Source organism: Deinococcus aerius (assembly GCF_002897375.1).
Taxonomy (GTDB): Bacteria; Deinococcota; Deinococci; order Deinococcales; family Deinococcaceae; genus Deinococcus; species Deinococcus aerius.
The window spans coordinates 225,492-237,081 of the sequence record NZ_BFAG01000007.1; the positions used below are offsets into that span (position 1 = coordinate 225,492).

Here is an 11,590-nt window from a genome sequence, read left to right on the forward strand (position 1 = left end):
CGCCCGCCGCGTGTCCTGGACTTACCGCGTCCGGGTCACCTTGCTCAGCAGCGGGGGCGCGTCGGGGTCCAGCCCGCGGTGCAGGGCGAGGTGCGCGGCAAACAGGTAAAAGGCCAGCGCGCTGGGCACCGGGTCGGTCAGGTCCTGGCCGGTTTCCGGCGTGGCGAGGGTGCTGCCCGCAGCCGGGCCGAGGGTCCGCAGGTCCGCCCCGCTGGCGAGCAGGTCGGCATACGCGCGGCGGGTCGCCTCCCCGGCGGCGTCGGCGGGCGCGAAGCCCAGCAGCGGCACCCCCTCGGCAAGGAGTCTTTTAGGGCCGTGGCTGAACTCGGCCGCCGAGTACGCCTCGGCGTGGATGCCGCAGGTCTCCTTGAGCTTGAGCGCCGCCTCCTGCGCCACCCCGAAGTGCAGCCCGCGCGCCAGCACGAGCAGGTTGTCCGCGAAGCGGTAGCGCTCGGCCAGATCGCGGGCCTGGGCTTCCACTTCCAGGGTGCGCTCCAGAGCCTCCGGCAGGGCCTCCAGCCCCCGGGTGAGCGCCGCGTCCCCGTTCAGCGCGGCGACCACCGGCAGCAGGGCCGTCAGGCTGGCGAGGTAACTCTTCGTCGCCGCCACCGCCCGCTCCTCGCCGCAGCGCAGCGGGAGCACGAACTCCGCCTCGCGCGCGAGGTCGCTGTCCTCCACGTTCACCAGGGCCACGGTGGTCGCGCCGCCCTCGCGCGCCATGCGGACATTCTCGACCACGTCGGGACTCGCCCCGGACTGCGACACGGCGATCACCAGCGCGCCCCGCAGGTCCAGCCGCGCCCCGTACAGCGTATGCACGCTCGGTCCCAGGCTGGCGACGGGCAGCGAGAGCCGCGTTTCCAGCCCGTATTTCAGCACCGTGCAGGCATGGTCGCTGCTGCCCCGGGCCACGGTGACGGCGTAGGGGGGACGCCGCCCACGCAGCGCATCGGCCAGCCTGCGCGTCACCTCGGCGTTCTCGGCGAGCTGGCGGCGGACGACCCGCGGCGCCTCGCGGGCTTCCTTGAGCATCAGGGGGTCAGTCATGGGTGTTCTCCAGGATGGGCCTTCCGGCCACGTACACCTGAACCACGTTCAGGTCGGGGGCCAGAACGGTGAGGTCGGCCCGCAGCCCCGGCTCCAGACGGCCCCGGTCGCTCAGCCCCAGGGACGCGGCGGGCACGGCACTCAGCATGGCCGCCGCCTCGGGCAGGGGCACGCCCGCGCGGACGGCGTTCCGCAGGGCTGCGTCCAGCGTCAGCACGCTTCCGGCCAGGGTCCCGTCGGCCAGCGTTGCTTTTCCCGCCCGCACGGTGACGGGCTGCCCCCCCAGTTCGCTCTCGCCGTCCCCCAGCCCGGCGGCGCGCATGGCGTCAGTGATGAGCAAGACCCGCCCCGGGGCGGCGGCGCGGGCCAGCAGGAAGCCCGTCGGGTGGACGTGAATGGTGTCCAGGATGACTTCTACAAAGGCTTGCGAGTCGGCCAGCAGCGCGCCGGGGGGTCCGGGTGCCCGCCCCTCGATCCCTCCCATCGCGTTGTAGAGGTGGGTGGCGCAGGTGCGGGCGCCTGCCGCGCAGAGGGCGTTCAGAAAGGCCGTCACCGTCTCCGCGTCCGCACGGGTGTGCCCCACCCCGACACGCACGCCCGCGCGGGCGAAGGCGAGGCCCGCCTCTGTCGCCCCGGGCAGCTCGGGAGCGAGCGTCACGGCCCGGACCACGCCCGTCTCCAGCACCTCCGCCACGAGGTCGGGGGTGGGAAGCACCGTGTTCGGGGGCTGCGCGCCCAGCCTCTGCGGGCTGATGAAGGGACCTTCCAGGTGGGCGCCCACGATGTCCGCGCCGCCTTCCACCCCGCCGTCGTCCATCACCTCCCGCACGCCTCGCAGGGCCGCCAGAACCCGCTCCCACGGGTGGGTGATCGTGGTGGGAAGCAGGGTCGTCGTCCCGTGCCGGGCGTGCAGGCGGGCGAGGGTGCGAATACCCCCCGGGCCGTCCATCGTGTCGCCGCCGCCGCCGCCGTGAACGTGCGTGTCGATGAAGCCCGGCAGGATCAGGTGCATTCCCCCGGCCTGTTCAGGCGCCGTGTCCGGCGTGACTCCCTCGATCAGTGTTCCGAACGAGAGGGTTCCTGGCCGCAGCTCGCCCCCCGGGAGCAGGAGCTGGCCGCGCAGGGTGGAGGGGGGAGTGTTGGGGGGGCTGGTCATGTCTGGCCTCGCAGGCGGCGGCGGATAGCCGATCCAGTTGGAACGTCTCCCCGGACCTCTGAAAACGTACACTGCCGCACCGGGACGCATGTGGAATAAAGCTGTGTAGGAACCCTTGAATCTCTATCGCGCCGAAGTGGGACAGCCGGTGTCCCAGCGGACGACCTGTCCCTGCATTCGACGGCAGAGCAGCCTCCCAGCGAGGGTCGCGTGACTGGGGCCTTCCCCATCAGGACTGGAGCGGCAGGCCCAGCGTGAGCGAGTACGGGTCCTCCCGAAGCGTGTGGAAGCCGAGGTGGTGGTAGAAGCCGACGGCCCGGGTGTTCCGCGCCCCCACCCCCAGGTGCACTCCCGGGCTTCCCTGTTCGCGCAGGGCGGCCCACAGGGCCATCATCAACCGGCGCCCGTTGCCGCCCCCCTGCATCCGGGGAAGCAGGTCGATATGCAGGTGCGAGGGAAAGCGGGCGGTGATGTCCTCCGGCGTCCGGGGCGGGCGGTGGATCAGGGCCTGGATGCGCTCGTCCGGCGTCCAGTTCGCCGAGTCGCCCGACGGCATGGGGTACTGCTCCCGCAGCGGTGGCCACCACTCCCGCTCCAGCGTCCGCGCGAAGGCGTCCGTATCCAGCGCCCCGATCACGTACCCGCCGACCCCCTGCTCGTCCTCGACCACGAAGGCGAGGTCCGGCTGGTGGGCGAGGTACGGCCCGGCATACACGTGGCCGAGCAGCAGCGGGTCGCGGTAGAGGCCCGTCGCGTCGGCGCCGCTGTCACCCGTCTCCAGGCAGATGCGGTAGAGGGCGCCGCGGTCATCGGGCCGGGCCAGGCGAAGGTGGGGCAGAGGTCTATTCTCGCTGAACGGCACGCGGTTCCTCCTTGGGCAACAGTTGGGCGACGAGGTGTGGGGGCTCACTCCGGCGGGGACGCGGGGCTGGGCTCGGGGTCCAGGCCTTCCCAGCCTTGCGCGGCGAGCAGGGTATTGCCCACCGCGCGCCGCAATCCCTGAATATCCAGAGAATGGTGCCTGGAGGGGTGGACGCGGTTGGTCAGCAGCGCCCAGGCCACGCCGCGCCCGGGGTCCACCCACAGGCCCGTGCCTGTAAAGCCGGTGTGCCCGAACGCCGACGCGCCCGTCAGGCTCCCGCCGCTCCATCCCGGCTGTGCCGCGACAAAGGCCAGGGTGCGCCCCGGCGCGTGGGTGGTGGTGGCAAGAGTCTGTGCGGCGGGGGAGAGCCACCCGCCCCGCAGCAACCGTTCCGCCTGGTCCAGCACGCCCGCCAGTGTGCCGAACAGCCCGGCGTGGCCCGCATTGCCCCCCAGCGCCCAGCCGTTCTCGTCGTGGGTCTCGCCGCGCAGCACTCGCCCGCGCCAGGGGCAGCGTTCCGTGGCCGCGCTGCGGGCCGGGTCCGGGGTGAAGGTCAGGCCGGAGTCGAGCGTGAAGTCGCGCAGGGACCGGCCGCGCACCCGCTCCAGCACGGTCCCGAGCAGGATGTAGCCCAGGTCGCTGTACACGACCTCGCCCGGTTCGGTCAGCGGCCAGCGTTCCTGAAGGACCCGGGCGCGGATGGTGGCCGCGTCCCCCCACGTGTACAGCGGAGCCCAGGCGGGCAGCCCCGCCGTGTGGGTGAGCAGTTGCCGCAGGGTCCGGGTACCCAGCGGGGTGTCCTGCATCCACGCCAGGTCCGGCAGGTGGGTCAGCAGCGCGTCGTCGAGGTCGAGCAGTCCGTCCTCCACCGCCCGCAGCACTTCCCGAGCGGTGAAGAGGGGCTTGGTCAGGCTGGCGAGGTCCCACCAGGTGGCCTCGTCCAGGGGGGCGGGTTCCGGCTCGCGGGCCGCGTCCCCGAGGATCAGCGTGTCCCGCCTCCCGTCCGCCGTGACGACCCCGAGCGCCGCGCCGCACAGGCCCCGCCACTCCACGGCCTCCGCGAGGAGTTCACGGGTCCGCTGGGGAATCACCCCTCCCCCAGGGCGGCCCGGGCATGTCCCCCCGCCGCCGCCAGCCGGGCCTCGGCCTCCTGAACACTCAGGCCCAGCCGCAGCATCACGAGCGCGGTTTTCACGCTGCCGCCCGCCTGGGCGAGGGCGGCGCGGGCCTCCGATTCGGACACGCCCGCCCCGTGGCAGGTGAGCCGCACGGCCCGGTCCTCCAGCTTCGCATTGCTGGTCCGCACGTCCACCATCAGGTTGCCGTACACCTTGCCCAGCCGCACCATCAGGGCGCTGGAGAGCGTATTCAGCGCGATCTTCTGCGCGGTCCCGGCCTTCAACCGCGTGCTGCCGCTGATGACCTCGGGGCCGGTGTCGAGGGCCACGGGGCAGTCCACGGCGGCCAGCAGCGGCGTGCCGGGATTGTTGGCGATGCCCACCGTCAGCGCCCCGAGTGAGCGCGCGGCTTCCACCGCCCCCAGCACGTAGGGGGTCGTGCCGCTCGCCGCGAGCGCAATCAGCACGTCCCCTGGCCCCACATTTGCCGCGCGCACATCGTTCGCACCCGCTGCCGCATCATCCTCTGCGCCCTCCACCGCCTGCCGGATTGCTCGCTCCCCTCCAGCAATCAACGGCACTGCTCGTTCCGGCGGCCAGGAGAAGGTGGGCGTGAGTTCGGTCGCGTCGAGGACACCCAGCCGCCCACTCGTGCCCGCGCCCACGTACACCAGCCGTCCGCCGCTCTCCAAGCGGGGAAGGGCCGCCTCCACCACCCGGGCGAGCGCGGGAGTTGCGGACCTCACCGCCTCGACAGCGGCACGCTGGTCGTCGGCAAAGGCCTGGACGAGGGCCAGCGGGTCCAGCCGGTCGAGGTCCGCGTGGTTCGGGTCGAGCGCCTCGGTGCTGCGCTGAACGGGAATGGAGGTGGATGTGGGAGGGATCGTCATGCGGGTTCCTCGTGGCGGGGTGGGGGCAGAAGGTACTTTCCGGCGCTCACGGCGCGGCGCGCGCCCGTGGCCTGGGGCAGGGTGTTCGTCCAGCCCTGCGCCCGCGCGTACCCCAGGAAGGCGAAGGCCGCGGCCTCCCGGGTGGCGCCAGTGAAGCCGTGTGCGGCCCAGCCGACCTCCTCGAAGGTCAAGGCGGGAATGGGGGAGAGGGCGGTTCGCAGGGCCGCCATCAGGACCGGATTGCGCGCCCCGCCCCCCGCCACCACGATTTCATCCAGGCCGAGCGGCGTGATCCAACGAGCGTAGGCGTCCGCCACCGTTTGCGCGGTGAAGGCCGTGGCGGTCGCCGCGAGGTCGGGCACACTTAATTCGGCGGGCTGGGGGAGATGGGCGAGCGTCCAGACCTCCCGCCCGGTGGCTTTGGGAGGCGGAACTTGCAACTCCGGGTGAGCCAGCCAAGCTGCCAATGTCTCCTCGTGAACCGTGCCCGCCGCCGCCAGCCGCCCCCCTTCGTCGCAGGTCTGCCCGGCCAGCCCCGCAATTTCATCCAGCAGACAATTGCCCGGTCCCGTGTCGAAGGCGAGGACACCCGGTTGCTCCGCTCCGGGCAGATAGGTCAGGTTGCTGATCCCGCCGAGGTTGTGGATGGACCGTCGGATCACGGGCTGTCCGAACAGCGCCCAATCAGCAAAGGGGACGAGCGGGGCGCCCAGCCCGCCCGCCGCGAGGTCCGCCGGGCGGAAGTCGGCCACGACGGGTTTCCCGGTCCGTTCCGCGATCACCGCCGCCTCGCCCAATTGCAGCGTTGCGGCCCGCGCCCAGCCCCGAGCCCCATCAGGGCGGGGATGATGCTGCACCGTCTGCCCATGCGAGGCGATCAGGTCCGCCGAGGCCGCGAGGGGCAGGGCCGCCTCCGCCAGCATCTCGCCCAGCCACCAGTGGAGTTGGGTGAGGTCGGAGGTGCTCGCCTCGTTCCGCATCGCCGCCAGGATCGCGGCCCGCAGTTCAGGACCAAAGGGCGTGAAGACGTGCTCCACCACCCGTCCGCGCGGCACACCTTCGGGTAGGACGGGCTGCTTCCCGCCGCTGCCCACCCCGGGCCAGCCCGGCAACTCCAGCAGCGCCGCGTCGATGCCGTCCGCGCTCGTGCCGCTCATCAGGCCCAGGACGCGGACGCTCACCCGGTCCTCCCGCCGTGCAGCTCCATCACGAAGTCGTAGCGGTCGCCGCGGTAGTGGGCGCGGGCGTGTTCGATGGGCCTGCCGTCCGCCGTCCACGAGACGCGCTCGGTGGCGAGCAGGGCGGCGCCGGGAGACACGCCCAGCCAGCCCGCCAACTCCGGCTCGGCATTCACCGCGCGCAGGTGCCGCACGGCCCGCACCGGACTCAAGCCGCGCGCCGCCAGCAGGCCGTAGAGGCTGCGGTCGGTCACGTCGTCCTCGCTCAGCGGCCCCATCACCGAGGCGGGCAGCGTGCTTTCCTCGACGGCGAGCGGTTCCCCATCCGCCGTCCGCAACCGGCGCACCCGGTACACGGTGTCGGTGGGCGAGAGGGCGAGCGTCATCACCTCCCGGGGCGTGGGGTGCGCGCACTCGAAGCCCAGCACCCGCGCACCCGGGGTCTGCCCCCGCGAGCGGATGTCGTCCGAGAAACCGGTGAGCAGCCCCAGGGGCCGGGGGGCGCGTTCCGGGGCGGGCGCATGGACAAAGGTGCCGCTGCCGTGCCGCCGCGTCAGCAGCCCCTGCTGGGCGAGGAGGGCGAGTGCCTGGCGCACGGTCACGCGCGAGACGCCCAGCGTGCCTGCCAGTTCCCGTTCGGCGGGAAGGGCCGTGCCGTCCGCGAGATCGCCCCCCTCGATCCGCGCGGCGAGGCCCCGGGCCACCTGCACGTAGACGGGCGTGGCGCTGGCGGTGTTCAGCGGAACCACCCAGGGCGGGGAGGAGAGGGACATCCCCCTCACCGTACCACTTCCAGACCAATCGGCGACAGGGGGTTGAAGTGGACTGAAAGTGGTTCTATGCTGAGGCGTCACCTCGACCACAATTCGCCCCGTCTCAGGAGGGTCACGCATGCCTAAATACGTCCAGATCAAGCCCGGTCTCGTCAGCCTGGTCACGCTCGCGCTGCTGGGGGGCGCCCTGGCCGCGCCCAAAAAGGTCACCGGGTACAGCAACCTCGGCATCACGGACGGCAAGCCCGGCGGCACCTACACCCTCGTGTTGGGGGACAGCCCCCAGAGCCTGAACTACTACGGCGTGATCGACAACAACCTGGGCCTGGTCGCCCAGCAACTCTTCGACGGGCTGGTGGAGTTCAACTACGCGAACTACAAGATCGAGCCCGCGCTCGCCGAGTCGTGGACGGTCAGCCCGGACGGCAAGGTGTACACCTTCAAGCTGCGCCAGGGCGTGCGGTGGAGTGACGGCCAGCCCCTGACCGCCGACGACGTGGTGTTCACCTACAAGAACATCATCATGAACCCGGAGGCGCGCGCCGGGGACGCGGGCAACTTCAAGCTCGACGGCAAGGACGTGACGATCAGCAAGGTGGACGCGAACACCGTGCGCTTCACCCTGCCGCGCGCCGCCCCGGCCTTCCTGCTCCAGCAGCGGTACTTCATCATGCCGCGCCACAAGCTGCTCAAGTTCTCCCAGGAGGGCGGCGCCAAGCCCGCCGACATCAACAACGCCTGGCCCAGCAACGTGGCGGAATCCGAGGTCGTCGGCACCGGCCCCTTCCGGCTGGGCAACTACACCGCCGGGCAGAAGGTCAGCCTCGTCAAGAACCCCAACTACTGGAAGGTAGACGCGAAGGGCACCAAGCTCCCCTACCTGAACGGGCTCGACTTCCTGATCATCCGTGATCCCCAGGCGCAGGTCGCGCAGTTCCTGGCCGGGAACATCGACCAGCTCAACATCACCGGGGCGCAGTTCCCCGACATCAAGGGCCGTGAGGTGGCGGGCGCCCCCTTCAAGGTGATCCGCTCGACCGCGCTGTTCGGCTCCCCGCCCTTCATCGCCTACAACTTCGACGCCAAGGACCCGGCACTCGCCAAGGTGTTCAGTGACGTGCGCTTCCGGCGGGCGATGCAGCAGGCCCTCAACCGCCCCCGCATCATCGACACGGTGTACAACGGCCTCGCCAGCCTGCCCGGGCACGGCGTGGCGCCCGCGAACCGGGAGTGGTACGTCAACACCACCCGCCAGCTCGGCACCTTCGACCTTGCGGCGGCGGGCCGGGCGCTCGACGCCCTGGGGCTCAGGGACACCAACGGTGACGGCGTGCGCGAGATCAGCCGCGGCAAGAACCTGGAGTTCGACCTGACGTACGCGACCGACTCCTCGGTCTACCCCGCGATGGCGACCATCCTCCAGAACGACTTTGGCAAGATCGGCGTCAAGGTGAACCTGAGGGGCATCCTCGCCAAGAACCTGCTCTCGACCGGGCTCAGCGGCGACTGGGAGGCCATTCTGCACGCCTTCGGGGACCAGCCCGACCCCGAACTCCGCAAGCCGATCTGGCAGCCGGGCGGCGCCCTGTACTACTGGCACCGCAGCCTCCAGCCCGCGCAGGATGGCGGCACGCCGAACGTGGCCCGCATGTTCCCCTGGGAAAAGGAGATCTACAACATCTTCGACGACGCGGCGACGACCACCGACCGCAGCAAGCGCAAGGCGCTGTACACCCGCTGGCAGCTCCTGTTCGCCCAGAACCTGCCGGTCACGCCCATCGCCAAGCCCGAGAACATCGGCGCGATCAGCAACAAGTACGGCAACTACATCTACAACCTGGGCGTGATTCCGGGCTACAACCCGGTGCCGCTGGTGTACCAGAAGTAAGTGGGCAGTGGGCAGTGGGGAGTGGGAAAAGCGCGGCGAGAGCCAAAAGCCGAAGCCCTAGCTTCCACTGACCACTCCCCACTCACCCCTCACCCCCTATGCTGAACTACGCCCTGCGCCGCATCCTCGGCATGATTCCCACCCTGCTCGTCATCAGCGCGGTGTGCTTTCTCGTGATCAAGCTCCAGCCGGGGAGTTTCACCGACCAGTACCTCGAAGACCCGCGCTTCACCCGCGAGACGGCGGAGGCGATCAGCCGTCAGCTCGGCCTGGACCAGCCTGCCATCGTGCAGTACGGGCGCTGGCTGTGGGGCGTGGTCACCCGCTTCGACTTCGGGTACTCCTTCCTGCAAAACCGCCCGGTCGTCAGCGTGATCGGGGACCTGCTGGGCTGGACCGTCTTCCTGAGCCTGATCACGCTGCTGTTCTCCTGGCTCATCGCGGTGCCGCTGGGGCTGTACACGGCCTTCAACCGGCACGGGGTCGCGGCGAGCATCGCCAACTTCTTCGGATACGTCGGCCTCGCCATCCCCGACTTCCTGGCGGCGCTGCTGCTCGTCGCGCTCGTGCTGCAATTCGGGGGCACGAATGTGGGCGGCCTCTTCAGCCCGGCGTACATCGACGCGCCGTGGTCGTGGGCGAAGGTGGTGGACCTGCTCAACCATCTGTGGATTCCGGTCCTGGCGCTCGGGCTGGAGGGGGTGGCGGGCCTGATGCGGCAGATGCGCGCCTCCACCCTGGACGTGCTGACCCAGGACTACATCCGCACCGCGCGTGCCAAGGGCCTGCCGCAGCACCGGGTGATCTGGCGCCATGCGGTCCGCAACGCGATCAACCCCCTGATCAGCCTGGCGGGGCTCAGCCTGCCCTCGCTCATCAGCGGCACGATCATCGTCAGCATCGTCCTGAGCCTGCCCACCATCGGCCCGCTGCTGTACGACAGCCTGGTGAACAAGGACCAGTACACGGCGCTGACCCTGCTCATGCTGAGCGCCTTCCTGCTGCTCGTCGGCAACCTGCTCGCCGACCTGGCGTTGGCGTGGGCGGACCCGCGCGTGAGGTACACGTGAGGGGGGGTGTGGTCCGTGGTCAGTGGTTAGTGGGAGCTTTGGCTGACAGCTCTCGCCCCGCTTTTCCCACTCCCCACCGGCCTTGCAGAGCCGCGAAGCGGAGGCGTCCATGACCGCCCTCCCCACCACCGACCATACCCCCGCACCCTCCCCTTGGGCGCTCGCTTGGCGGCGTTATCGCAAGTCGCGGCTAGGTGTCATCGGCGGGTGGCTGCTCATCCTGCTGTACGCCTCGGCGCTCCTGTCCCCGTTCCTCGCGCCGTACAACATCACCTCGCAGCACGAGGACCTGGGCTACCAGCCGCCGCAGCGGGTCCACATCGTCCACGACGGGCAGCTCCGCGCCCCCTTCGTCTACGGCTTCAAGCAGGAGCGCGATCCGGTGACCTTCGCGCGCAGGAATGTGGAGGACCGCGAAAACCCCATCCCCATCGGGTTCTTCGTGCGCGGGGAGCCGTACCGCTTCCTGGGTATCCCGTCGAATCTCCACCTCTTCGGCGTGCCCGAGGGGCATTACTTCTTCCCACTGGGCACGGATCAGCTTGGCCGCGACCTGCTGTCCCGCACCCTGGTCGGCGGGCAGGTGAGCCTCACTGTCGGCGTGATCGGGGTGCTGATCTCCTTCGCCATCGGGATCGTGCTGGGTGGAGTCAGCGGGTACTTCGGCGGCTGGGTGGATAACCTGATTCAGCGGGTGGTGGAGGTGCTGCTGAGCTTTCCGCGCCTGCCCATCCTGCTCGCCCTCTCGGCGCTGATCCCCGCACGCTGGCCCTCGACCTGGGTGTACCTGGGCATCGTCGCCGTCCTCGCGCTGATCGGCTGGGCGGGGCTGGCGCGGGTGGTGCGCGGGCAGGTGCTCGCCGCGCGGGGGCTGGAGTACGTGACCGCCGCGCAGGCCATCGGGGCGCGCGACCTGCGGGTGATCCTGCGGCACATCACGCCGAACCTCAGCTCCTTCCTGGTCGTGACGGCCACGCTCGCGCTGCCGGGCTACATCCTGGGCGAGAGTGCCCTGAGTTTTCTCGGCCTGGGCATCAAGGAACCCATGACCTCCTGGGGCCTGCTGCTCAAGGACGCGCAGAACTTCCAGACCCTGCGGCTGTACCCCTGGCTGCTGATCCCCGGCCTCTTCATCTTCCTGGCAGTCCTCGCCTTCAACTTCTTCGGGGACGCCCTGCGCGACGCGGCGGACACCCAGAGCCGGTAGGGCTGTCCCTTGAAGAGCGGCCCTGACGGGTCCCCTTCACCTCCATCATCCCCTCCACCGAAAGGAGACCCACCTGTGCCACGCCTTGCCCGGTTCGCCCCGCTGCTGCTGGCCCCCCTGATCCTCGCCGCCTGTGGACGGCAGACACCCGAAGACACCCGCCCGCTGGAACTGCGCGGCCTGTGGGTGGACGCCTTCGGTCCCGGCCTGAAGACGCCGCAGGAGATCGACACGCTGGTCGCCGACGCGGGGAAGATGAACGTGAATGTCCTGTTCGCGCAGGTCGGGCGCCGGGGGGACTGCTACTGCAACAACGCGGCGATGCCCCGCACGAACGACCCCGCCGTGCCCGCGGGCTTCGACCCGCTGGCCGACCTGCTCACCAAGGCACACAGGGGATA

10 protein-coding genes and 1 pseudogene are annotated in these 11,590 nt (G+C 70.6%); 4 read left to right on the plus strand and 7 right to left on the minus strand.

Annotation, left to right across the window (positions count from 1 at the left end; all coding sequences use genetic code 11):
• Positions 1 to 21: 21 nt before the first annotated feature.
• The 7 genes from DAERI_RS11600 to DAERI_RS11630 form a co-directional block, all read right to left on the minus strand.
• Positions 22 to 1,047, minus strand: a complete 1,026-nt coding sequence (locus DAERI_RS11600; RefSeq protein ID WP_103129586.1) for an SIS domain-containing protein — start codon at positions 1,045 to 1,047, stop codon at positions 22 to 24.
• A complete protein-coding gene (nagA, locus tag DAERI_RS11605; RefSeq protein WP_103129587.1) occupies positions 1,040 to 2,203 on the minus strand; it encodes an N-acetylglucosamine-6-phosphate deacetylase in 1,164 nt (387 codons plus the stop codon). Before nagA ends, DAERI_RS11600 begins: the two co-directional genes overlap by 8 nt.
• Positions 2,204 to 2,432: 229 nt before the next feature.
• Entirely contained in the window at positions 2,433 to 3,065 is a 633-nt protein-coding gene (locus DAERI_RS11610) for a GNAT family N-acetyltransferase (RefSeq protein WP_235610353.1), read from the minus strand.
• Positions 3,066 to 3,109: 44 nt separating this feature from the next.
• Positions 3,110 to 4,156, minus strand: coding sequence for a serine hydrolase domain-containing protein (locus DAERI_RS11615; RefSeq protein WP_103129588.1), 1,047 nt, complete (start codon positions 4,154 to 4,156; stop codon positions 3,110 to 3,112).
• Positions 4,153 to 5,073 (minus strand): N-acetylmuramic acid 6-phosphate etherase, encoded by a 921-nt coding sequence (gene murQ / locus DAERI_RS11620; protein WP_165794182.1) that lies wholly within the window; start codon positions 5,071 to 5,073, stop codon positions 4,153 to 4,155. Before murQ ends, DAERI_RS11615 begins: the two co-directional genes overlap by 4 nt.
• Complete coding sequence (locus tag DAERI_RS11625; RefSeq protein WP_103129589.1) at positions 5,070 to 6,254, minus strand: anhydro-N-acetylmuramic acid kinase; 1,185 nt, start codon at positions 6,252 to 6,254, stop codon at positions 5,070 to 5,072. Before DAERI_RS11625 ends, murQ begins: the two co-directional genes overlap by 4 nt.
• A complete protein-coding gene (locus tag DAERI_RS11630; protein WP_103129590.1) occupies positions 6,251 to 7,024 on the minus strand; it encodes a GntR family transcriptional regulator in 774 nt (257 codons plus the stop codon). The genes DAERI_RS11625 and DAERI_RS11630 overlap by 4 nt, the downstream gene beginning before the upstream one ends.
• 118 nt (positions 7,025 to 7,142) lie before the next feature.
• Here DAERI_RS11630 and DAERI_RS11635 point away from each other — a divergent pair, with 118 nt between their 5' ends.
• The 4 genes and pseudogenes from DAERI_RS11635 to DAERI_RS23405 all read left to right on the plus strand — a co-directional run.
• On the plus strand, positions 7,143 to 8,912 hold the full coding sequence (locus DAERI_RS11635; protein ID WP_103129591.1) for an ABC transporter substrate-binding protein: 1,770 nt from the start codon (positions 7,143 to 7,145) through the stop codon (positions 8,910 to 8,912).
• A gap of 98 nt (positions 8,913 to 9,010) precedes the next feature.
• The gene (locus tag DAERI_RS11640; RefSeq protein WP_103129592.1) at positions 9,011 to 9,982 is read left to right on the plus strand and encodes an ABC transporter permease; all 972 of its coding nucleotides are present in this window, start codon (positions 9,011 to 9,013) and stop codon (positions 9,980 to 9,982) included.
• A gap of 109 nt (positions 9,983 to 10,091) precedes the next feature.
• Positions 10,092 to 11,189 (plus strand): ABC transporter permease, encoded by a 1,098-nt coding sequence (locus DAERI_RS11645; RefSeq protein WP_103129593.1) that lies wholly within the window; start codon positions 10,092 to 10,094, stop codon positions 11,187 to 11,189.
• 75 nt (positions 11,190 to 11,264) lie between these two features.
• A pseudogene (locus tag DAERI_RS23405) lies at positions 11,265 to 11,590 on the plus strand (glycoside hydrolase family 10 protein); the annotation flags it as partial.

Bases quoted from the DNA above. Each gene is read 5' to 3' on its own strand.
- DAERI_RS11600 (WP_103129586.1), bottom strand. From the start codon at position 1,047: ATGACTGACCCCCTGATGCTCAAGGAAGCCCGCGAGGCGCCGCGGGTC.
- nagA (WP_103129587.1), bottom strand. From the start codon at position 2,203: ATGACCAGCCCCCCCAACACTCCCCCCTCCACCCTGCGCGGCCAGCTC.
- murQ (WP_165794182.1), bottom strand. From the start codon at position 5,073: ATGACGATCCCTCCCACATCCACCTCCATTCCCGTTCAGCGCAGCACC.
- DAERI_RS11630 (WP_103129590.1), bottom strand. From the start codon at position 7,024: ATGTCCCTCTCCTCCCCGCCCTGGGTGGTTCCGCTGAACACCGCCAGC.
- DAERI_RS11635 (WP_103129591.1), top strand. From the start codon at position 7,143: ATGCCTAAATACGTCCAGATCAAGCCCGGTCTCGTCAGCCTGGTCACG.
- DAERI_RS11640 (WP_103129592.1), top strand. From the start codon at position 9,011: ATGCTGAACTACGCCCTGCGCCGCATCCTCGGCATGATTCCCACCCTG.
- DAERI_RS11645 (WP_103129593.1), top strand. From the start codon at position 10,092: ATGACCGCCCTCCCCACCACCGACCATACCCCCGCACCCTCCCCTTGG.